Source organism: Fimbriimonas ginsengisoli Gsoil 348 (genome assembly GCF_000724625.1).
In the GTDB taxonomy this organism is placed as follows: domain Bacteria; phylum Armatimonadota; class Fimbriimonadia; order Fimbriimonadales; family Fimbriimonadaceae; genus Fimbriimonas; species Fimbriimonas ginsengisoli.
This window is the reverse complement of the sequence record NZ_CP007139.1, coordinates 286,999-308,887: the sequence shown is the minus strand read 5'-3', so window position 1 is coordinate 308,887 and position 21,889 is coordinate 286,999. Positions and strand designations below refer to the sequence as shown.

Annotated in this window: 22 protein-coding genes; 8 read left to right on the top strand and 14 right to left on the bottom strand. The window is 58.9% G+C overall.

What is annotated here, in order from left to right; translation table 11 throughout:
• Positions 1-113 precede the first annotated feature (113 nt).
• The gene (locus OP10G_RS01505) at positions 114-1,208 is read right to left on the bottom strand and encodes a glycosyltransferase family 4 protein (RefSeq protein ID WP_144240940.1); all 1,095 of its coding nucleotides are present in this window, start codon (positions 1,206-1,208) and stop codon (positions 114-116) included.
• A 226-nt stretch (positions 1,209-1,434) separates the two neighbouring features.
• On the opposite strand from OP10G_RS01505, the gene OP10G_RS01500 reads away from it, so the two are divergent.
• Positions 1,435-2,196: a phytanoyl-CoA dioxygenase family protein gene (locus tag OP10G_RS01500; RefSeq protein WP_025227658.1), complete on the top strand. Its 762-nt coding sequence runs from the start codon at positions 1,435-1,437 to the stop codon at positions 2,194-2,196.
• On the opposite strand, the gene OP10G_RS01495 is transcribed toward OP10G_RS01500, so the two are convergent.
• Both OP10G_RS01495 and OP10G_RS01490 read right to left on the bottom strand, forming a co-directional pair.
• On the bottom strand, positions 2,193-2,783 hold the full coding sequence (locus tag OP10G_RS01495) for a DNA alkylation repair protein (protein WP_025227659.1): 591 nt from the start codon (positions 2,781-2,783) through the stop codon (positions 2,193-2,195). The two genes, OP10G_RS01500 and OP10G_RS01495, sit on opposite strands and share 4 nt — an antisense overlap.
• A 7-nt stretch (positions 2,784-2,790) precedes the next feature.
• Positions 2,791-3,045, bottom strand: a complete 255-nt coding sequence (locus tag OP10G_RS01490; RefSeq protein ID WP_052547460.1) for a zinc ribbon domain-containing protein — start codon at positions 3,043-3,045, stop codon at positions 2,791-2,793.
• A 68-nt stretch (positions 3,046-3,113) separates the two neighbouring features.
• On the opposite strand from OP10G_RS01490, the gene OP10G_RS01485 reads away from it, so the two are divergent.
• A complete protein-coding gene (locus OP10G_RS01485) occupies positions 3,114-3,905 on the top strand; it encodes a hypothetical protein (RefSeq protein WP_144240938.1) in 792 nt (263 codons plus the stop codon).
• 13 nt (positions 3,906-3,918) lie between these two features.
• Here OP10G_RS01485 and OP10G_RS01480 read toward each other — a convergent pair whose 3' ends face one another.
• Positions 3,919-4,305, bottom strand: a complete 387-nt coding sequence (locus OP10G_RS01480; RefSeq protein ID WP_025227662.1) for a YciI family protein — start codon at positions 4,303-4,305, stop codon at positions 3,919-3,921.
• Positions 4,306-4,678: 373 nt separating this feature from the next.
• On the opposite strand from OP10G_RS01480, the gene OP10G_RS01470 reads away from it, so the two are divergent.
• The gene (locus OP10G_RS01470) at positions 4,679-5,539 is read left to right on the top strand and encodes an alpha/beta hydrolase (RefSeq protein WP_025227664.1); all 861 of its coding nucleotides are present in this window, start codon (positions 4,679-4,681) and stop codon (positions 5,537-5,539) included.
• A 145-nt stretch (positions 5,540-5,684) separates the two neighbouring features.
• Positions 5,685-6,122, top strand: a complete 438-nt coding sequence (locus OP10G_RS01465; protein WP_025227665.1) for a VOC family protein — start codon at positions 5,685-5,687, stop codon at positions 6,120-6,122.
• A gap of 441 nt (positions 6,123-6,563) precedes the next feature.
• On the opposite strand, the gene OP10G_RS01460 is transcribed toward OP10G_RS01465, so the two are convergent.
• The 7 genes from OP10G_RS01460 to OP10G_RS01430 all read right to left on the bottom strand — a co-directional run bounded on the left by OP10G_RS01460 (position 6,564) and on the right by OP10G_RS01430 (position 12,400).
• Complete coding sequence (locus tag OP10G_RS01460) at positions 6,564-6,827, bottom strand: DUF2917 domain-containing protein (RefSeq protein WP_025227666.1); 264 nt, start codon at positions 6,825-6,827, stop codon at positions 6,564-6,566.
• Position 6,828: 1 nt separating this feature from the next.
• Positions 6,829-7,320 carry an Lrp/AsnC family transcriptional regulator gene (locus tag OP10G_RS01455; RefSeq protein WP_025227667.1) on the bottom strand — a complete coding sequence of 164 codons (492 nt, stop codon included), beginning with the start codon at positions 7,318-7,320 and terminating at the stop codon, positions 6,829-6,831.
• A gap of 335 nt (positions 7,321-7,655) precedes the next feature.
• The gene (locus OP10G_RS01450; protein WP_025227668.1) at positions 7,656-8,297 is read right to left on the bottom strand and encodes a dihydrofolate reductase family protein; all 642 of its coding nucleotides are present in this window, start codon (positions 8,295-8,297) and stop codon (positions 7,656-7,658) included.
• A gap of 281 nt (positions 8,298-8,578) precedes the next feature.
• Positions 8,579-9,514 (bottom strand): ankyrin repeat domain-containing protein, encoded by a 936-nt coding sequence (locus OP10G_RS01445; protein WP_025227669.1) that lies wholly within the window; start codon positions 9,512-9,514, stop codon positions 8,579-8,581.
• A gap of 95 nt (positions 9,515-9,609) precedes the next feature.
• Positions 9,610-9,933, bottom strand: coding sequence for a PH domain-containing protein (locus OP10G_RS01440; RefSeq protein WP_025227670.1), 324 nt, complete (start codon positions 9,931-9,933; stop codon positions 9,610-9,612).
• 73 nt (positions 9,934-10,006) lie between these two features.
• Entirely contained in the window at positions 10,007-11,539 is a 1,533-nt protein-coding gene (locus OP10G_RS01435) for a hypothetical protein (protein ID WP_144240937.1), read from the bottom strand.
• Between the two features lie 45 nt (positions 11,540-11,584).
• The gene (locus OP10G_RS01430; RefSeq protein WP_025227672.1) at positions 11,585-12,400 is read right to left on the bottom strand and encodes an ankyrin repeat domain-containing protein; all 816 of its coding nucleotides are present in this window, start codon (positions 12,398-12,400) and stop codon (positions 11,585-11,587) included.
• A gap of 293 nt (positions 12,401-12,693) precedes the next feature.
• On the opposite strand from OP10G_RS01430, the gene OP10G_RS01425 reads away from it, so the two are divergent.
• Both OP10G_RS01425 and OP10G_RS01420 read left to right on the top strand, forming a co-directional pair.
• Positions 12,694-14,349, top strand: coding sequence for a glycoside hydrolase family 43 protein (locus OP10G_RS01425; protein WP_227625031.1), 1,656 nt, complete (start codon positions 12,694-12,696; stop codon positions 14,347-14,349).
• A 148-nt stretch (positions 14,350-14,497) separates the two neighbouring features.
• The gene (locus tag OP10G_RS01420; protein WP_025227674.1) at positions 14,498-15,868 is read left to right on the top strand and encodes a glycoside hydrolase family 43 protein; all 1,371 of its coding nucleotides are present in this window, start codon (positions 14,498-14,500) and stop codon (positions 15,866-15,868) included.
• 677 nt (positions 15,869-16,545) lie between these two features.
• Here OP10G_RS01420 and nadC read toward each other — a convergent pair.
• The 3 genes from nadC to OP10G_RS01405 form a co-directional block, all read right to left on the bottom strand.
• On the bottom strand, positions 16,546-17,400 hold the full coding sequence (gene nadC / locus OP10G_RS01415) for a carboxylating nicotinate-nucleotide diphosphorylase (RefSeq protein WP_025227675.1): 855 nt from the start codon (positions 17,398-17,400) through the stop codon (positions 16,546-16,548).
• 188 nt (positions 17,401-17,588) lie between these two features.
• On the bottom strand, positions 17,589-18,101 hold the full coding sequence (locus tag OP10G_RS01410; protein WP_025227676.1) for a hypothetical protein: 513 nt from the start codon (positions 18,099-18,101) through the stop codon (positions 17,589-17,591).
• A gap of 328 nt (positions 18,102-18,429) precedes the next feature.
• A complete protein-coding gene (locus tag OP10G_RS01405) occupies positions 18,430-19,335 on the bottom strand; it encodes a type IV toxin-antitoxin system AbiEi family antitoxin domain-containing protein (RefSeq protein WP_025227677.1) in 906 nt (301 codons plus the stop codon).
• 303 nt (positions 19,336-19,638) lie between these two features.
• Here OP10G_RS01405 and OP10G_RS01400 point away from each other — a divergent pair, with 303 nt between their 5' ends.
• On the top strand, positions 19,639-20,370 hold the full coding sequence (locus tag OP10G_RS01400) for a DUF6088 family protein (RefSeq protein ID WP_025227678.1): 732 nt from the start codon (positions 19,639-19,641) through the stop codon (positions 20,368-20,370).
• The gene (locus tag OP10G_RS01395; protein WP_025227679.1) at positions 20,367-21,335 is read left to right on the top strand and encodes a nucleotidyl transferase AbiEii/AbiGii toxin family protein; all 969 of its coding nucleotides are present in this window, start codon (positions 20,367-20,369) and stop codon (positions 21,333-21,335) included. Before OP10G_RS01400 ends, OP10G_RS01395 begins: the two co-directional genes overlap by 4 nt.
• Positions 21,336-21,889: the final 554 nt, after the last annotated feature.

Here is a 21,889-nt window from a genome sequence, read left to right as displayed (position 1 = left end):
TTTTGCAACTAAGCAATCTGCGAATGTGTACCCCTCATCATTACCCGCTTGCGACGCCGAAGAATGCCGCGCGACCCACCTGGGAATCACATCATCTTCAATTGCTGCGGTCGCTACATACCGTATAGGTTGCTGAGGGATTGTCTGTGGCCATCCAAATCTGCGTAGCGGCTCGCTCTTGCTGCGAGGCCCTGGCGGTCCAAATCATCCCACGACCCAGCGCGAATAACAATTTCTCCAAGAATTGTCTGGGCAAGCCGCTCCACTTCAACTTCGGGCAACGCCAACTCACACCGTGAGCACCGCTTCAATAACGAACGAACAGGTTCAACAAATGGAACTAGCGCAAGATCGTCCGAGGCAACTGCAAACGAAGCCTCGTCACTATAGAACGGTGTTGAATCCGTCGCCACCACTCGCACCCCGGAAGCCAGAGATTCGAGTGCCACGAGTGGTGCGACTTCCATTAGTGATGGACTCAGAAGCAGGTCTGCGTGCCTGATAGGTCTGTCTAAATCGCCATCTCCATCTCTTAGAAGGGTGACCTGATTTGGGTTTTGAGCCTTGATGCTTTCAGCCAACTTATCAAATCTTTCGTGCGGGTATTGTACAAGGAGGCGGAGGCCGGTAATCAGCTTCTTCGCCAAAGATCGGATCACTTGAAGTCCTTTGGCTGACTCGATGCGCCCAACCACAATCACAACGAATTCCGACTCGGAGATACCGTGTTTGCTTCTAAAAGCAAGTCGTTCTGCTCTTTTGCTCGGATAAAATCGGCTCCCATCCACTACGTTTTGCACCGTTACCCAATCAACGCCGGTCTCCTCTCGTAATCTTTTCGCCAGGAATTCAGCTGGTGTTATTCGAACGTCGGCTACATGCGCGGATTGCGTAAGCCAATACTTTTGGAATGGATCAAGGTACGGCCATTGAAGGTGGCAGTGGATTACTCGTCGATCGGCTTCTACTTCGGCAAGGAATATAGATTCAGCTTCGCTATCTGGGTTCTGGGACACAATCAGAGAAGGGCGTGCAAGCGGGCTAGGGAAAGATCCTTGGTCGGCGTCGTACAACCCGATCTTGAATTGCTCAAGGCTCTGTCTCGCCATGAAGTCCTGCCCGTATACAGGCCGAGAGCGCGGGTTCAACAAAATACGCACTTTCTTGTCATACCTCGGAACCATAAATTCACTCCTGAACAGCGACAAGTAGGTGTCTAGGAGAACGACAATCTACATTCCTACCGTTTGTCAACAATCCGAGATGGGTTGGTGTAGACGATGCCCTGATAAAATGCAGGGGCAAAAGCTCTCCATCGCTCCACGAAGACGACCCTGATGATTGCCCAGCACGGAGATGTCGGTTCGCCACGATTGCGCTTTCGTTCGTCGGCAACACGCACTGATCCCGCCGGTCCCTGTAGCATTGAGTGCCATGTCTTACCGATACACCGACCAGAATCGCGAGGAGTATTTTCGCGACGGATTCACGATCTTGCCGGGCCTGATTCCCGCCTCCTTATTAGCCGACTTAAGGCGGGAGACCGACAGGGCCCGTGTCATCGCCCGGGAGAAAGGCGGTCCCCAGACCCAGCGGCTGCAGCCGGTTTACGCCTATCCGGAGCTCGATCACGGGCGCTTTCGCGACTTCTTGAACCTGCCGGAGTTCGTGAAGACGGTGCATGGAATTCTCGGCCTCGACCATCCGCAAAGCGACATTATGGGCGTCCTCCTAGAGCCGGCGGGAAAGCCGTGGGCCACCAATTGGCACCGCGATTGGGTGCATCACAACTCCAAGATCGATCCGATCGAGTTTTCCCAACTCATGCGGAATCCGCTCATGTTCAACCAGTTCAATGCCGCCTTATGGGACGACCACTCGCTATGGGTAGTACCTGGCAGCCACGATCGGGACGACACGCCGGAGGAGGCCGCCGCCTTCGGCAAGGTACCGGTTCCGTCCCCCGCATTCACCGACGACCAGTCGAACGAGGAGCGGGAGCTGATCTGTGGCGAATACCTTCGGCAGATGCCGGGAGCCCGGCAAGTATCTCTGCTCGCCGGCGACTGCGCCTTCTACCGAAGCTGCCAATGGCACATCGGAACCTACGTTCCGTATACCAAACGTGCCACCCTCCACGATGGCTTCTACGGCACCGACGACCGGGCGTGGCAAGCCAAAGTGAAGGGAAGCTAACCCGCTGTGTCCGCGGCGATCGAATTGCTCTTGGCGACGTCTCTTCGTAGCCATTCGGCGGCTTTCTTGACATACGTGCGACGGTCGACCGACGCACTTGCCAGAGCTGCCTCTATCCGAGCCTGCTGACCGGGATCTTTTACGAAATGGGTGAGTAACACCAGTCCGAAGCGGCGCGTCCATTCGCCGTCGCTTTCCACATAGCGCGAGGCCGCCTCAGCAACTTCCGGCCCCAACGCCTTCAGGATCGGCCTCACCGCTTCCGTCGCCAAGGTGTCGCCGGTTGCCCAATCGGCGATATCCATTGCGAGTCGCTGTACCGTCCGCCAGGTCTGATCCGGCTCCTTTCTTCCGAAACGTTCAAGCAGCTTCGCCGCGAGCAGCCTTTCCTCATACATCCCCGAGTTCCACAGGTCTAGAACCATCTCCAAGTCGGCATGGTCGAGCTCCCGGGCGAGCTCGTTGAGGATCGGCACGCGAACTCCGTAGGTCCGATCGGCCGTGGGCACGAATTTCTGGGCCGCCTTGCGCCCTTCATCGGTTCCGGCGGCCCTTAGCCGCTCACGAATAGAGTCCAGATCACTCATTGCCAAGTTACGACATGCTTTGGGACGAATCACCCTGCCCGGCCCAACGGCGAAGCTGCGGCAACTTTTGGATCTGAGCCTCGGCAAAGCTTGGCGGAACTCCAACCTGCTTCAGCTTCTCCCCGACTCGCTCCTGCATCTGCTGCAATGTAAGGTCGGGCAGGGTGAATGCCCCATCTTGGTAGCAGTGAGAACAATAGGTCGAGCTCTTGCTGCCGTCCGCGTTCGTGCCGCCCCCCTGTTCGTCGCGTGAGAGCGGCATGCCGCATGACTGACAATCTGCGCCTGATGTTGTGTTCATAGAACCTCCAAAAATATGATTGCACGAAAATGCCTCTCCGTGTCATTATTTGCAACCAGAGGATGAAGCTCTCCGGCCGTACCGCAATCATGGGCATCTTGGTGTTCGCCGGGCGGGAACTCACGGCCCCGCAAATCATCGCACTTGCCGCCCCCTTGGGGATGACCGCGACCAACGTCAAAAGTTATCTCACCCGGATGGTCGCGGAAGGGAGCTTAACCAGGAGGGGCGCCGCTCGCCTGAGCTTTTATGAGCCCAGCTCCGTCCAACATGCGCGGATCGACGATCTACGCCAGAGGATGACGCCGATGACAGATCCATGGGATAGCTCCTGGGTCGTCGTTGCCGGCTTCCTACCCAAGGATCGGATGCAGAAGGAGCGTTTGAATTCCGCCCTGTGGATCGACGGGTTTCGTATGGTGAATGGCGCCTTCCTACGACCTGCGTGGCCATTGCCTTGGGCACTGGAAAGAGCTCGTTGGTACGCCGATCTAATGGAAGGAGTGTGCGTTCGAGGCCATCTCGAAACGGCTCCCGAGTATTTGCGCGACCTCTTCGGCGTTTCGGGACTCGACGCCGAAGCCGCCGTGTTGGCCGAAAAGCTGGACGAGATCGGAGTGCCCGATTCTCCGCGCGGCTGCTATGCGGCCATGTTGGAGCTCACGGGCGAAGTCGTGCAGCTTCTCAGCCATAACCCCCGTTTTCCCCCGGAGCTTGTCAGCGGAGAAGGTCTGCGCAATCTAGCCGAAAGCTTTCGGAAGTTAGAAGCGAGCCTCGCACCAGGGGGGAGGGAATTCCTCGCGACTATCCTTGGCGAATGAATGCCCCGGTTCTTCAGGGCGTCACGAAATCGGCGAGGTCTTCGTATTCGTAGATCGGCCGGATCTCGACTTCGCTGGGACTGAAGATCGGGTTCGGACCCTTCTTCACCCACTCCACCGCCTCGTCCATATCTTTGACTTTCCATATCGAGAACCCCGCCAGGAGTTCTTTGGTCTCGGTAAACGGTCCATCGATGACGGATCGTTTCGACCCGTCGAATCGAACCCGTTTCCCTTGTGACGATGGCCGAAGCCCGTACCCCTGCATATCCAAAATCCCGGCTTCCTCTAGCTCCCTTTGGAATTGCTCCATCGCCTCAAACGCCTCCATCATTTCGGGCGTAGGCGTCATCTCCACCTCGGTTTCAGGCGTCGCTTTTGCAATGATCATTACCCGCATCGTTCTATTCTCCTTCGTCGAGGTCCGCGTCGGCCTCTGCAAACTGGTCGATTGAGTTTGCCTCGGATCGACGGGTAGAGAGGCCATTCGATCCCGACTGCCGCATGCTTCGTCTCGCGTGGGAAGAATGGAACCTACCAAGCAACTTGGCAATGCCGTGGAGGAAGCTCGGCGTTTACGCCGCATTGCCCGAGATGCGAAGCGCGAGCGTCAGCGTACGGCGAGCTTTGGGCGCGCGGTCGTTCCACGTTGGCTGTTCAGGGTGGTTCTATTGGCATTGGCGGGGAAGCTTCTACCGCCAAACAACTCCGGCGCTCCTAAACGATCCCGTCTAGACCGAACTCGCCGAGAAGGAAGGAGGTAGGGTTGACAAATGGTCTTGCTCCTCAAGCTGTTGCTCTCATCGTCGATTGCGCATAGCTCGCTTGTTCAAGCGCCGGAAGTCATCACACTTTGGCCGAACGGAGCGCCTGGTTCGGAAGAGAGGCGGAACGAGCCGGAAGTGAGACCGAACAGCTATTCGATCAAGAACATCCAGAACCCCTCGCTGACCGTTTTTCGACCGCCCGCGGGAAAAGCCAACGGGGTAGCGATCGTCATCGCCCCTGGCGGGGGGTTCACGTCGAACGTTTTCGGCCCGGAAGGGGAGCAGCCGGCGGCCTACTTCAACAAACTTGGCATCACCGCCTTCGTTCTTAAATATCGCCTCTCGCGTGAGTCGGGCTCCAAGGTCACCGTGGACGTATCCGCGAAAGAAGACGGCTACCGCGCCATGCGCACCGTGCGGGCGAAGGCGGCGGACTACGGAATCGATCCCGCCAAAATCGGCTTCATCGGTTTTTCCGCCGGTGGAGAGGTCGTGTCCTCCGTCGTCTTTGGCGACGTTCCCTCGGTCAAGTCGCCCGACGCGATCGACGCCGTCAACGGGCGCCCCGACTTTGCCATGTGGATCTACACCGGACCCGTCGCCATCCCGCAAGAAGCGCCCGCGACCCCCAACCTGCCCCCCGCTTTCCTGCTATGTGCCTTCGACGACGAAGGCCACCTCCGCCCCACCATCGACATCATGAACCTGTACCGAAAGGCGAAGGTATCCGCTGAGATGCACATCACCAGCGGCGGCGGTCACGGCTTCAACCTCGGCAACCGCGAGAAGAAGCTGATCTCCGTCCAAACCTGGCCGCAAAGAATGACCGACTGGCTAATCGACCTCGGATTCGCGACCAAAGTGTAAGCCCCACTATCGAATCGACCTCAGATCTTCGGACACTCTCTCGCCCGCGTTGCCAAGCGGCTTCAAGCGACGGTCGGGGGAGAGATTGGCAATGTCTCGATTGTCCGAGGGGCGGCGAGGATACGACACTCCGTAGAATGTCCATATGGCCGTCAAACGCATGGACAACGTGGGAATCGTCGTCGAGGACTTGGGAGCGACGATCGATTTCTTTCTCGAACTCGGTCTAGAACTCGAAGGCCGGGCCACCATCGAAGGTGAATGGGCGGGGCGTATCACCGGCCTGGGCGATCAGCACGTCGAGATCGCCATGATGCGCACGCCGGACGGCCATAGCCGGCTCGAACTCTCCCGCTTCCTCCGTCCTCCCATCGTCGCCGATCACCGCAACGCCCCGGTGAACGCTCTTGGCTACCTCCGCGTTATGTTCGCCGTAGACGACCTCGACGATACGCTCGAGCGACTTGGCAAGCGCGGCGCGCAGCTCGTAGGCGAGGTCGTTCAGTACGAAGACATCTACCGCCTCTGCTACATCCGCGGCCCCGAAGGCATCCTCATCGGCCTCGCCCAAGGGCTCCGCTGAGCGCACTTGCCCCTCAGGAGCGCGAACTTCAGTTCGCATGCGGTGTCGACTTCAGTCGACACCCCCGTCGCGGGCTAAAACCCGTCGACGCAAGCTGGCTGGGGCCGGCGCTCCGTTCCCATGCATCTGGCCACACCTCTCCAATCAGCGCTGAAAGCGCGACCTCTAAAAGCGAAGGGCGAAGCCCTGGTAAGTAGAACGCCCAGACCATCAAGCCCTGTAGGGGCGGAATAAGCCAAGGGTGAAGGCGGCTCTGGGGCCGCAAACGATTCGAAACCCCAACTGACTGAAAGCCCTCTCTGTTCGCGAGAGCGATAGGTGAGCGTCAGGCACGAACACGAACCGGGGAGAGGGACTCCGGTCCATCAGCGTCAAAAGTCCACTCCTTAATGCCCTCTGAAGATAAGAATCTTCCATCTGAAAGAGGCAAATGAAGGCTCCCTACCCCTGCCCTGGCACCCGGAACGCGGAGCAACGTAGCGCCTGAACCACGATGAGGCCTCGGCCGGCGGTCACAAAGCTCTCGCCCGGACCGATGACGTGGTCCGAGGCATCGCCCTCTTGAGTCACCCATAGGCTTCCGGATTCCACTTGAATCTTCACGCCGTTCATCGGCGGCTGGAGGTCGATGAGGGCGCCCTTGTCCAAATTGAGCGACACCGAGGACTCTTGTTCCGTCCAGCGATTGGGATAGGTAATCGTCATTTCAGTTTCTCCTCGTGGCTAACGTTGCCGGGAAGTCAGCCGGGACGGGGACCCGACTTTCGTCTGGAAGGACTTCGGCTAGAGCGATAACATTCATCGTGTTCTGCACCCCGGGGATCGCTCTTATTTCGTCGTGAAGCCGTAGATGAGCGGCCGTGGAAGCCGAGCGGGTTTGTAAGAGCAGACACCAGTCGCCGGCGATCCGATGGCATTCTTGGACCATCGCATCCTCGGTACCCAGCGTCCAAATCTTCTGCGCGATCGGCACGCAGTTTCCCGTCACGCGGACGAAGAGGAAGGCGCAGAGGGAGAGCCCGAGCGCATCCCAATCCACCTGCGCGGAGTAGCCCCGAATCACCCCGGCGGACTCCAACCGGCGAATCCGGTCGTGCACCGCCGGTCTCGAAAGGCTAATCTCCTTCGAAATCTGCTCATGCGTCATCCGCCCATCCGTCTGTAGCAACCTCACTATCTCCCGATCCGTCCTGTCCATCGTCATTTCTCCTCCCTATCTTTATGACGGCTTACTGGCGGGGAAGTTTACGATGTGAAGCCACGACGGAAAGATACCGACGAATCGTCAGAAAATAACCACTTTCGACCGGCTGACGAACGGCAAATCGACGATTCGTCAGGGCAGGTTAAAGGAGACAAGTTCCGGGGAAGAAGCCACCACCTCCCCACGGCGAAGCCGGAAGGACCGCCGGTCTCCAGACCGGCCTCCGCTACGGCGAAGCCGTGTAGCCGGCACCTACGCATGCCGCCTTTTCCGAAGGTACTAACCCTCTGTAGGCCGACTCCCGAAAACCGCGACACCACCCCCGATATTCACCGAGTCAACACAAGGTGGGTCGCCCGTTCCGTCGGAACCACCTCCGTCACCCGATACCCGAGCCCTGGCAGGTCGATCCCGGCGAATAGCGATTCCCCCTGCCCGAGAAGGACCGGCGACACCGCTAGGTGCAGCTCGTCGATCGCTCCCGCGAGCAGGTACTGGCGGACCGTCGAGACTCCGCCGCCGATCTTCACGTCCAGGTCGCCCCCGGCGGCCTTGGCCTGGGCGAGCGCCGACTCGATCCCTTCGGTGACGAAATAGAAGGTCGTCCCGCCCTCCATCACAATCGGCGCCCGGGCGTGGTGGGTGAGGATGAAGGTCGGCGCGTGATAAGGGGGATCGTCGCCCCACCACCCCTTCCATTCCTCGTCCGGCCACTCGCCGCGGACCGGCCCAAACATATTGCGGCCGAGGATGAACGCTCCGAACCCTTCCGCCGAGGCCTTCGCGAAGCAAGCATCTGCCCCTTCCGTTTCCCCCTCTTTCCCGAACATCGATCGAAAGGTTTGCGTCGGGTAGAACCAATTGTGTAACTCTTGCCCCCGTTTCCCTAACGGATTCTCCAAACTCTGCTCCGCCCCCGCCCCAAACCCATCGACCGAAACCGCAAACCCGGCAACCCGAACCTTACCCACGCGTCCTCCCCTGCTCGTGAACCAGCACCCCTTCGGTTTACCTCACCGGTTGGCATCACTCTGACCGCCCGGAAAGTCAAAACGACCATGGCGGCGAGAGCTTTAGGATGAACAATCTACATTTGACAAAGCCTTCTGGGTCTTGGCCGGAGCCCAATTGGTTCGTGTTCCCGTCGACCGACGCTTGATTTGGAACCTAATGGGGTGTTGGGCGGTACAGAAGACACGGATAGGCGTAGGGTCCGCGAGCCCGGCCAATTCTCATTGACGATCCGGAAAGGCTAGGCTCCCGCCGCCACTAAGAGCCGGTAAATTTCTCCTCGGTCCGCCTTTTCTGCCCCCTCCAGGGCGGTGCCCCAGCGGGGAGAGCGCCGGTGGACGTCGGCGCCGTATTCAAGCAGAAGTTCCACGATCTCCTTGGCGTTTTCGTCGGTCAGGAGGCAGGAGCCGGCGAGATTCAGGGCGTTTCCATACCGCTTCCAATCTTCGTCGGTCTTGAGTTGATAGATGACGCCTCCGGTAGCCGCTTCATACAGCGGAAACCGGTGGAGATCATCTTGCCGGTTCGGATCCGCGCCTCCCTGCAGCAGCGCGCGAACGCATTCTAGCTGACCTTTTTTGCAGGCTTTGATCAGAGAGGTTGCATGAAAGTGCGCGTCGCCCCAATTGGGGTCCGCGCCTCGCTCGAGCAGAAGACGGGCGATTGCGGGCTGGTCACGGTCGACCGCCATGTAGAGCGCGGAGCAGACCTTGCTCGCGACATTTGGGTCGGCGCCCAGGTCCAGCAGAAAGCGAACGAGCTCCTCATCGTCACGCATCACCGCCAGCATGAGGGGCGTGTTGCCGCTTTCGATGGCGTCGAGATTGGCGCCGTGTTCCAACAGCAGTCGAGCCGCCTCTTGATGTTTGCCGGCCACGGCGTAGTCCAGCGCGGTCTCGCCGCCTCCGTCTTCCGGGGAGATGTGCTTGTTCTTGGCCTTAACCTTTGCCTTCGCCTTCAGCAGGACCCGTATCGCCTCGACATGGCCGCCTTGAGCGGCGATCATGAGAGGGGTGAGGTTGAAGTACCCCTCATCATCGGCAAAGGTTAGGTTCGGGTTAGCGCCTTCTTGCACCGCCGTGCGCACCCCTTCCGCATCTCCTCGATGCGCCGCGTCCACCAATCGCGCTGCGGCTCCGTCCAATTCCGCTCCCCCGAAGGCGACTCTCCACGCCATATCGCAACGATACTTTCACCTGAGGCTAGGTTAGGCAAATCGGCCCACGGCCGCGCCGAGGCAAACCCGTATCCCGGCACAAGAAGATGCAGCCTTTACGGTCGGTCTTCGTCGCCCAAGTTCGCATGCTCGGCCTGGTAGTTCTCGATCAATTCTTTGATCCTCGTGGCGTCCCCTTTTGAGTGGCCGTGGCTCGTGAGAGGGTCGGCGCCGCCCGAGCTTTCGATGAGGATGGTGGACCAGATGAGGCCGGTTTGGATGTGAACCGAAGCGACCTTGCCGATGCTGACACTGATCTCGTCGCGGCTGAACCAAGACCGCTTGCGACGCGTGACCGCTTTCTCGCTAACCTCGATCGTCGTAGGAAACAGAAAGTTTCCCTTCGTCAAGCGGCTCGCTTTAAAGGTTTCGGTTGGCACTTAGATTCTCCCCACGCTCCATCTTATTCCGTTTCCGAAATTGTTAAGCCGCTCCGCGCCCTCTCCACCGGCCTTACCGTACTTTCGCGTAGAAGCTGCCGAGGAAAACGAATCCCGCGACATCGTTTGTGTATTCGCCGTTGGCGTCTCGGGTGGGGATGATTTTGAACTGTTTGCCGCCGGGGAGCGGCTCCTTAAAGTACGGGCAGTCGGAGCCGGTGCGGAGAGCGCCTTCGTCCAGATGGGGTTCCAGGAGCCATGAGACGTTGGCGCCGTTGGTCCACTTCAGGAGGGTTCTTCCGTCGGCATCTTGCTCGGCGACGGTGATCTCGCCGACGAGCCAGGGGTTATCGGTGGGGACGTGCTGGTAGCGGCCGAGGATCTTTCGCGGTTCGATGCGGGCGATCTCGGCGGCGGTCGGCTCGGCGAATCGCATCATGACGTCGAGCGGCGGTTTCGCCAACGGCTGGATGCGCTTGTGCATCGCTTCGCGATAGTAGTCCGGCTCGAAGATGCCGACGAAATCTTTCGGCCAATTCGAAAGCTGATGCCACATGTGGCCGGTCTTTTCCAGCCCGAACTCGGGGTAGTTCGCGAAGAAGAAATGGTTGATTTCGTGCTGAAACCATTGCGGCATGAACATCTCGATCTCGGTCTGCGTGTACTTGCCGTGGCCGAGATGCCCGGGGCGGCGCACCACCCAAAGGTCGTCCATGATGAAGTTTGGCGACCGAACGTCGGGGCCGCGCCCCATTCCGCCGGGAACGAACTCCTGGATGCGGAACTCGGGCACGGCGTCCGGAACCAGGGAAGGGACGATCGACCACCACCAGTCGGGCTTAACCTTCAATTGGGAGGCAATCTCGTCTTGCTGGACTTGGAAAGCGGGCGACTTTAGACCGAGGATGACGGCGGGGGTGCCGGAAGCGCCTTTCCTCGAATCGGCCTTAAATTCCACGTCGATGGTTCGGTCGGGCAGGGTGGTGAAATCGAGGTTCACCCGGAGGCGCCCCTTGCTTGCCGCCCACATGTACTCTTGAAAGAGCCAAAGGCAGTTCCTCAGGAGGGCGTAGTCGTTGGCGGCGAGCGAGGGGTCGAGGTTGACGACGGTCCTCACGCCGGTGTTGCCAAGCAATTGGCCCATTGTTCTGGGCTGATAACCCGCTGCGTGACCGAAGAGCAGCACTTCCATGAGGACCGGCCGGGCCTTGACTTTGGCGCTCTCCGGATTGAGCCGCCACCGGACGGCTTCATCCAGCATCAGCATGGCCGGGTAGCCCGAGAAGCCGGGGTTCACGGTTCGAGTCGGATCGTTGGCTTCCCACCATTTGGGAGACGAAATCGGAAGGTCCCGCCATAGCTCGTCGAGGACATCGGCGCAATGCTTATAATCGTGCGCCCGATAGGCACGGCTGGACTCGATGTAAGCGGCCATTCCGCGCAGCTCTACGCTGGTGACGGCCCCATTGACGTTCTGCCGGAAAAACGCTTCGGCCTGCTGCCGGGCTTCCGCACCGATCGCGGTCCCATAGGAAGTCTGCGGCAGATTCCCTTGCGTTAGCGTTGCGCCGAGTACCGACGATACAAGAAAGAGAAGCGCCGTCATCTCGGCCATTTTACGCGGGAACGCGAAAGGCGGTTCGTGCCCGCCTTACGGGTCAAAATGCGTCGAAGCGATTCCCCTGGCAGCAAGGGCAATGCGTTCTTTTCGACCTTCCTGGAGGGCGAGTCGCCGCTCAAAGTGCCTGCGCTCGCGGCGGGCTCTGGCCAGTTCGGCGCCACTTAGGAACCGCTCTTCGCACTCCTTGAGTCGCTCGGGCGATCGAAGAATCTCGCCGAGGTCCCGTGCCCACTTCTGCACCTCAGGGTCCGTGAAGACGCCTCGATCCAAGCTGAACACAAAGATATCGTTGCCGCGATGCGCGGCGTACTCCTCTGCCGTGGGATACTCCCCCATCATTTTTCGGAGAAGTGGCTCGTACTCGTCCGGCCTTTTCTCCTTCGAATCCGTCTCCCAGCGCTGCTGCATGTATTCATCGGCGGCGGCTGCGGACGTTAGCCATTCGCTGGCCACCTTCCCTTTCATCGTCGCCAGCGCATTCGCCCCGGCTTTGATCAGGCGATCGTAAGCTTCCCGTTTGCGGAAAGCCGCGGCAAAGCATAGCGGAGTCGAAGTCTCGCGGCAACCCTCGAGGTCAGCCCCGGCCTCGAGCAGTAATTCCAAGATCCGTAGGTCCGGACTAGAAGCCGCACTGTGGAGCGGCCGTCGGCCCGTCTTCGGGTGCCCCTGATTTACGTCGGCGCCGGCTCGAATGAGAATATCGACCATCGCGACATCGTCATTCTTGATGGCATGGTCGAGGGGAGTTAAGTTGCCCGCGATTTCGTTCACATCCGCGCCGCGCTCAATCTCCGCCTTTACATCTTCATGCTTAGCCCAGCGCACCAAGCGATGAAGCCTTCCCATATCTTCATCGTATCAGGCGAAACCCGATCCGGTTCCACTCTGCTGCTTTGGGCGCCTGTTAGACCGCAAGGTGCTCTTGTCGGTGGAGACTCGATTTCCGCTTCGATCCGCGCGACGAGACCGTGCAGCACCGGGCTTGAACTTGCGAACTCCTGCCGACGCATGGAGAAATTGCAGGTAGAACCGGATCTAGCGTTCCTAGGGGGCACTTGGTTTCCATCGGAGACGACAGCCAGTGGCTTGGAAAGGCGCGGCAATTGGTTAGACCGTCGGCGTTAGGATGAAGGCTAAAAATGAAGAGAGTAAGTTATGGTAACAGCGCAAAACTTCTGAGTTCCGCCCTGGCGCTTCACCTGATGATCTCCGGGAGCGCGGGGGCGGTTGCGAACGACGTCAACTTGCTCAAGACGAAGGTGAGGCACGTGAAGACAGACTCGACCCATAAGGCGCAAAATCCGATCCTTTGGGCGGATGTTCCGGACGTGGCGATCGTGCGCGTGGGACGCACCTATTACATGAGCAGCACCACGATGCACATGAGTCCGGGGCTGCCGATCATGAAATCGACGGACCTCGTGAATTGGAAGATTGCCAGCTACGCGTACGAAACGCTGGCCGACACGGACGAGCTCAACCTGAAGGGCGGAAAGAACGACTACGGCAGAGGCTCCTGGGCCAGCAGCCTGGCGTACCACGACGGAACGTTTTACGCCACCACGTTCTCGCTCTCGACCGGCAAGACGTACATCTTCCGCACCAAGAACCCCAACAAGACCCCTTGGAAGGCAACCTCGTTTGCGCCACTCTTCGGTGACCACTCCCTGTATTTCGACGACGATGGTCGCGCTTACATCGTCCACGGAAACAATGGCCAAATGCGGATAACCGAGCTCAAGTCGGACCTTACCGGCGTCCAGCCCGGTGGATTGGATCAGGCAATCATCCCTAATGCCAGCACAGTGGCCCCAGGCATCGTTGGTTTGCCCGCTGAAGGCTCGCAATTCCGAAAGATCAACGGCAAGTACTACCTGTGCAATATCGTCTGGCCAAAGCGGGACATGCGCACCGAGATCATCCACCGAGCCGACCAGCTCACCGGTCCCTACGAAGGCAGAGTGCTATTCCATGACCAAGGCATCGCCCAAGGCGGCCTGATCGATACTCCGAAGGGAGACTGGTTCGCCTATCTATTCCAAGATCACGGCGCGGTCGGTCGCATTCCATTTCTCGTGCCGGTGAAGTGGGTTGACGGTTGGCCCGTTCTCGGTGTCGATGGCAAAGCTCCGACGACGCTAAACCTACCGGCGAGCAAGCTCGGCGTCTCCGGCATCGTAGCTTCCGATGAGTTCGATCGGAGGCCCGGCGACCGGCCCCTGCCCTTGGCATGGCAGTGGAACCACAATCCCGATAACGCTAATTGGTCGCTCGCCGCGCACCCGGGCAGCCTGCGCTTGACCGCCGGCCGCGTGGATCCAGAGTTGAGCCAAGCCCGCAACACGCTCACCCAAAGAACCTTTGGGCCCGAGAGTTCGGCGACGACCGCGGTCGACGTGAGCCACATGAAAGATGGTGACTTCGCGGGACTCACGGTGTTTCAAAAGAAATACGGCTTCGTCGGCGTCAAGGCGACGGGCGATGCCCGTTCAATCGTCATGGTCAGCGCCAAGTCGAATAAGCCGGAAGAGATCACCAGCATTCCGTTAGCGCAGAAGACGGTCTTCCTAAAGATCGACTGCGACTTCAAGGACCGTGCAGACAAGGCGTATTTCTACTACAGCCTCAACGGAAAGGACTGGAGTGCCATCGGCGAGTCGCTACATATGGTCTACGACATCCCGCACTTTATGGGCTATCGCTTCGGCCTGTTCAACTTCGCAACCAAGACGGCGGGCGGCTTCGTCGATTTCGACTTCTTCCGCCTGAGCGATAAGATCACTGCCCTTCCGTGAAAGCGCACGGGGAGGTTTCCCTGCCGGCCTATCGATTGACGGCTAAGGGAAACGGGGACAGGAGCCTGGTCGCGGAGGATCGTCGTCGAGCCAAAAGGAGAGGTCGCCTCGGGTAGTGTTAACGTCAACAGGATACGCCTGAATCGCCATGTCTCTCCTCTCGTTATTCGCGCGTCCGCTCGCCGTTCTGGGCGGGCTCCTTATCATGGTGGCCCTTCCGGCGCAGAACCCCATCGTCCAAACGGTCTACACCGCCGACCCCGCGCCGCTGGTCCACAAGGGAACGCTCTACGTCTACACGGGGCACGACGAGGACAAATCCACCACGTTCGTGATGCGGGACTGGCGGTGCTACGCCACCAAGGACATGGTGAACTGGACCGATCTCGGGTCGCCGCTCTCCGTGAAGGATTTCCCGTGGGCGAAGTCCGACGCTTGGGCGGGACAGTGCATCGAGCGCAACGGCAAGTTCTACTGGTACGTCCCCATGAACCGGAAGGAAGGCGGGATGGCGATCGGCGTTGCCGTCGCCGACCGCCCGGAAGGCCCTTTCCGAGATGCGATCGACAAGCCGCTGGTGTTCGACCAGTTTGGCGACATCGACCCGTGCGTGTTCATCGATCGCGACGGACAGGCCTACCTCGGCTGGGGGAACCCCACTTACAAATACGTTCGGCTGAACCAAGACATGGTCTCGTACGACACGGGCATCGGCGACCGGGGGATCTTTCGGGGACCGATGACGGTGGAGGCGTTTGGCAAGCGGCGGACGGCCGACCGCGCGACGGCCTACGAGGAGGGGCCCTGGCTTTATCGACGCAAGGATCTCTACTATTTGGTTTACGCAGGCGGGCCGGTTCCCGAGCACCTAGCCTACGCGACGGCCTCCAAGCCGGCGGGACCCTGGAAGTACGGTGGCGAGATCATGTCCACGCAGGGCGGGAGCTTCACCAATCACCCCGGTGTGGTCGACTACAAGGGGCGGACGTACCTCTTCTATCACAACGGTGCTCTGCCGGGCGGCGGCGGCTTTACCCGCTCGGTCTGCGTCGATGAGATGCGGTTTGGGCCGGACGGCGCGATCCTGCCGATGGACATGACGAAGGAAGGGCCGGCGCCTGTCGCCAGGCTCAACCCCTACGTCCGCAACGAAGCGGAAACCATCGCCTGGGCATCTGGCGTCGAGACCGAACCGTGTCGCGCGGGCGGGATGCAGGTCTCGGACATCGACGATGGCGACTCAATCAAGGTGAGAAACGTCGATTTCGGCCGAGGTGCTAAGGGGTTCTCCGCAAGGGTAGCGTCGGGTATGGGCGGCACCCTCGAACTCCGTCTCGACGCAACGGACGGTCCTCTGATTGGTCAAGTCCGCATAGGCAACGTCGATGGCCCGGAGAATTGGCGAACCGAGTCCGCCCAGATTTCTGGGGCCAAGGGCGTCCACGATCTCTTCCTCGTGTTCCGCGGCAAGCCCGCAGCCAAGCTCTTCGCCATTGATTGGTGGATGTTCACGAAATAGCTTTTCGGACCACCCGCACCCGCCCACCGAACTCCACACGGACGGCCAATCGATGACGATGAGGTCGCCGTCGAAGCGCAGTTGCCCACGGGTCAACGGGATACCGAGAGAAAGTGGGGAACTTCATCCTAACGGTTAACGGAAATAGTGACCTGTCGATCGTCTTTTGTGACCTGAACACGACCTCAAACAATTGGGTTTCTGCAGCACCGGAGTTCAACAATTGGAAAGTCGGCGAACGCCGATACGGGCGCTCTTTACTTCCGGAGTTCCGCCTCCCCATACAATCTGTCCGTTTCGTCCAAGGACTTCGGGCTGGGTCGTTAGTCAACCACTGGCATCGGTCGTCCAGGAAACATTGGACTTGAAACGAATGACTGGCTCAGGGACAAATCGGGCGCACACTAATTTAGGGTCCGGCAATATCAGCCGGCAAAAAAATGAAGTTCAGCGGATTCGCAGTATTCATCCTCTTCTTCGGCATAGCGCTCATTGAGGCTTTGCAAAGGCGCAACTGGCCCGAAGCCTGCTTGTTTACCGCTCTCGGCGTGCTGTTTCTATGGTCGGACGCGCGCCATAGTCGCCCAGAGTGATCGCACCAAAAAACGTCTCGCTGACGGCGGGATGAGCCTCTTAGCGTTCGGCCCAGCCTCAACGGGTATTAAGTCGGCTGTTGCCTAAGAGGCGAATGCAAACCGCATCGACAGATCCACCGCGCGGACGTGTTTGGTAATGCTACCGATTGAGATGTAGTCGACGCCGGTTTCTGCGACGCTGCGGACGTTATCGAGCGTTACGCTACCCGATGCTTCGACTGCGACCCGATGGCCAGTAGAGTTGTTCAGCGCTACTGCGGCTCTCATGTCGGCCAGGCTGAATTCGTCGAGCATGACGATGTCCGGGCCTGCGCGCAACGCCTCCTCAAACTCCTCCATCGTTTCCACCTCCACATCCACTGCCACTTTGCGCGAACCGGTTGCGCGGCGGGCTGCTGCCACTGCGGCTGTCAGGGAGCCGGCTGCGGCGATGTGGTTTTCCTTGATCAGCACCTGATCAAAGAGCCCGATGCGGTAGTTATGGCCACCGCCGCACACAACCGCGTATTTCTGCGCCGTCCGTAGTCCTGGGACTGTCTTTCGAGTATCCAGAATTGCGCAGCGGGTTCCCACGATCGCATCTACATAGAGGCGAGTCGCGGTCGCAGTCGCGGAAAGGAGCTGGAGGAAGTTGAGCGCAGTGCGCTCACCCGTGAGAACGGGGCGGGCCAAGCCTGCGATCTCAAACAGAGTTTGATTCGCAGTAACGCGCTCGCCGTCGTCGGCATGCCAAGTCAATTGGACAGCCGGATCCAGCTGACGGAATACCTCAGTCACCCAAGGGCGGCCGCATAAGGTCGCCTCCTCGCGGGTGATGACTTTTCCCGTGACCCGCTGTGCGGCGGGGACCAGTTGAGCGGTGATATCACCGCCTCCGATGTCCTCAGCCAAGGCAGTTGCGACCTGCTGAGCGAGATCGGATGGAAGCGGCAACACTTGCGAAGTCTATCTCGATTTTGATCGAATCCGAACAAGGCTTGGCAACTCAGTTTTACTCAATCAAACCGCTTTTGCACGCATATCTTCGGAGCAGAATTAGGATGAGTCGAATCGAGAGGAAGTGAGGCTTGGCCCGATGTGCTCGTCACGCAGTATGCAGTACAGCGAGTCGGATAGACCTGCGCCTAATGCATAACGGTCATGTCTGCCGCCTTGCCCTTCTCGATTTCGATGTGGATCATCGTTTCGTCGTCGCTATCGGAGTCGTAGAAGGCCAAGGTCATCGTCTCCGGGTCGCCTGACATCGCGACGCTCTGCAGAAACTCGCCGCTCACGAACTCGTTGCCCTTCGCGAGCTTGATCGCCTGCTTCACGTAATCCGGAAGATTCGCCGTGATGCGGGGAATGTAGGGGACGATCGCGGGGTCCGGGTTACCGTTTACATCTTCGAGGGTCACCTCGACCACGTCGTCCGTACGGAAGGGGTGGTCGACGCCGACGGTCCAGTTTTCGAACCGAGGGTCGTAAGTGAAGAGGCCGAACTCGTTCTCGACCTCTCGGCTGGGTTTCGTTGGGGCGGACTTCGGCGGTGGGCGCATGTTCCTAGAAGGATCCCGGGTCATCGTGTAGACGACCCACATGGCGAAGACGACCAAAAGGCCGACGAATAGATACGCGCCCCAATCCCCCCAAGTCATCCTGAGGCAATTATCGTCCTTCGCTTCGGTTTTTGCAAACCGGCGGTCATAGATTCTGCGCCTCGTGCCGAGGTCTGGGTTGGCCGACGTAGAATCTGCCGGTCGATTCGCTTTGGAGAATGTAGGTCCAGAATATTCGGGTCTTGGAATGGTGGTAGATACAGGATTTGATCCTGTATCTACACAGGTTCAATGCGGCACCGAGTGGCGGATCAGATACTACAATAACACAACAACATATACAAGTTGCACAAGGGCGATCGCGAGTTCGGAGCGAAGGCGGTCCCTGTGAGAAACCCGCCTTCTCTGATTATCCGATCACATGGCTTCAATGGCCGAGGTTCGTAAAGCGCGAGGGAACGTGCAGCCTCCACTCGGGGACGTAATGAGGGTCTTCGATCTGATTGTCCAGATAGAAGTCGAATTCTTGTGGGAACTCCTTGAGAAGCCTCAAATCGTTGGCGCCGTACCTGCCGCTCGCTTCCATGTAGAAGCCGACCGACTGGTGATAGGGATAGACGTGGCCAATTCTCGCGAGAGCGTCGCAGAGCTTCGGGACCGATAGTCTGAGTGCCGCGTTCTTAAACGCTTCCAAGCATCCATCGACGCCTCCCGAGTACTGCGGCCGCACGGTCATGTCGATCAAGGTTCGTTCGAGGTTCGTAACCTTGAGTTTGTAGGTGCGCTCGCCCTTTGAGTCCTTGTGCTCCAGGGTTTCGACGCCATACTGGTTCGTGTTCTTGCCGTTCAGGAGGTAGACCCTCTTTCCATCGAGTTCGCCAAATGTGTTGGAGACCCTTGGCGGCCGCTTGAACGCCGCGTCGATCCGGTATTGCTCAAGGCTTGCGTCAGTATCGCTTCCCTTGGGCTGCTCGATGTTGATGTAGAGGCTTTCCGAAGGCGAGTTTGTGAGGCCGTGAAACTCTGCCGCGGTTAGGTGCGAGGCGAAACATCGGGAGTCGAGATGCATCAGTAGGTCTAGCGGGTCGACCTCTCCCCAAGTCCAGTAGTTGTGCGTGCGGCGGGGAAACGCCACGGGGACGTGCATTAGGGGAGTCTTCTCGCTCATCCGAAGCAGGAAGACGTCGGTTGTCATTCGTCTCGGCAGGCTCCATTCCGGCTGCAAGGCCAAGAGAAGTCCGGTTATTTCGGGCTTCGAGAACACGCGTTGCGGGTATGACTCGAAGTAGGCGCAGATCTCTTCGAGCCGCTGGGAAAACCTATCTTGCCTCATGGTCTTTGGCTGCCGATCGCATCGTGCTGGACTGGAAAACGGGCGGTCCCTCGTGTGAGTGGCGTCCTGTATATATACAGGACGCCACTGCCATGAGTTTCTTATCTATTTTGGTGCCCGCTTTGTGAGATTCCGGTCATGAGGCTTCATCTCTGTATATATACAGAGATGAAGCAACATGATGCTTCTGCGCGTAATGTCTGCGAAGATCTGATATTTCAAAGCATGGGTCGAAAATTATTCGTCAAGTTTTTCTAACTTATTTACGAGACATTTTAGGTTCCTTGGGGCATAATATCACCTATGAGTGAGATGAAGCGAAAACGAGGGAGGAGTGCGACTGAGCTTGCGCTTCGCAAGGCTGCCTCGGCTTCGGACTCCCTAGTGCGAGTGGAGGACATTCAAGGCGTCACTCCGGCCGCCGCGAGCAAAGCCCTGTCTCGCCTCGCGGAGCAGGGGAAACTGAAGCGGGTGGCCAAGGGCGTCTACCACTCGCTGAAGAAGACCCCGCTTGGAGCGAGCAAGCCCTCGGCAGCCGCTATGGTCCGAAGAACGCTGAAGGACAAGACGCGGCCCACCGGCGCGTCCGCCGCGAACCTCTTGGGACTTAGCACGCAGGTGCCAGCCCGTCCTCAGCTTGTCGTGTTCGGAAGCAACCTTCCCGCGGACGCTTACGGGGCGCGCGTCCATCTTCGGCGCGGTGCCCGGTCTCACCCTTTGACGGAGCTCGAGGGGGCTTTGCTCGAGTTTCTTCGCGACCGCGGGGCGTACGCGCAGACTGGCGGCGAGGAGACCCTCAAGCGCCTGGGAAGGCTTCTTAAGTCCGAGCTTAGCGAATCGCGGCTAAGGGAGCTTCGCGACGCAGCCCAAGATGAGCCTCCGCGCGTCCGGGCGGTGCTCGGCGCTCTGTTTGAGCACACGGGGCTCTCAAAGAGCCTGTTCGAGCCGCTAAGGAAGTCCCTCAATCCGCTCTCCAAGTTCGACTTCGGCCTTCTCCGAGAGCTTCCGAACGCTCTCGAATGGCAGGCCAAATGAGCTGCCTGTACGAAAGGGGCGACTTCGCCGATCTGATTCAGCAGGCCGCGGAGCGAAAGAGCATCCCCAACCCGGCGATCGTCGAGAAGGACTACTTCGTCACCGAGGTGCTGCGCATCCTGGCTCGGGACTTTGGCGAGGTGGTCATCTTCAAAGGAGGCACGAGCCTTTCTAAAGGCTGGAACCTTATCGATCGGTTCTCAGAGGACATCGACCTCTACGTCGCGCGCGTCGGCAACGAGGACGAAACCCTCGATCGTTTCCGAGCGATCGCCGACGCGGTGGGTTCCTTTCCGGGCTTTGCGCGCCGTGAGGGCCGAACTGACAAGGAAGGGACGTGGAACGCTTGGACCGAGGAGTTCGTCTACGAAAATAAGGTCCCGGCCATAGGGGGCATTCGCCCCAACGTGCTGCTCGAGGCCGGAATCCAGAGCGCCGACCAGCCGACGGAAAGTCGAGACCTCACTTCCATTCTTAGCCAGGTCCTAGACGAAGAGGGAGCCGATACGGGGACCGACGACCGGAGGCCGTTTCGGATGAGGCTTCTCCACTTTCGCCGCACCTTCGTCGAGAAGCTCTTCACGCTCCACTCTCGGGTGGAGCGCGTCGTTAGACAAAATCGAGAGCTCGAGCGCGACGCCAGGCACTACTACGACCTTGCGATGCTCCTTGAGAAAGAGGAGACCCGAAAGATGCTTGAGACGCCCGAATATCGGGCTATCTGCGGGCAGTACCGCGCTATTACGGCGGAGTTTTATTCGGGGCAAGTTAAGTTCCTGCCGGAGGGGATGGACCTCTCGGAAAGCCCAGCATTGTTCCCGACGGCCGAACTCCGCCCAATACTTGAGCGCGCGTACCGGCGCGAGGCCGGAAACCTCTGTTACGGCAAGTTCCCCACGTTCGACGAGATTCTATCGGGCTTTGAGTCGATTCGCGACGATCTGCGGCTAGCGCAGGGTGAGTAGAACTGGATTCGTTCGGATAGCCGCTCGTCTGGTGCGGCGTCGCTTTGTATTCACATTGAAGTCGCTGGCAGGATATCCAAGTAGCCAATGAGGGGAAGATTCTCCGAGGGCACCAACCGAGATGAGGAAGTGGTTGCGTTGGGACAGCTTCCCTCTAAACTCGTTGTAGGATGGCTACTCTTCCTCCGTCGTCAAGAGGCACGCACCAAACTCCCGATTCTTCATTGAACATCTCGGTGGCGTTACAATCGCTGGGAAGCAGCACAGAACGAAGATGGCCCATTCAAGGGCGGAAACAGTAATCCTACACGACCAAAATCGTTGTCGGTGAAGTGAGTGTAGGAGATAGGGAAGGCAAGGACAGGATTTGAACCTGTGACCCCTACAGTGTCACAGGATTTATTCATGTGAAGACCGCAAGTCCTTAGTCCACAGCCGTCTCAAATTTTCCAGGATTGTCTCTCTCATTTGAGTGCCTGAGGTGAAATCGAACACATGGATGCCATATGTTCGAGAATGGTCACTAATCTATTTTGCCTAGCGTCTCTGAACAT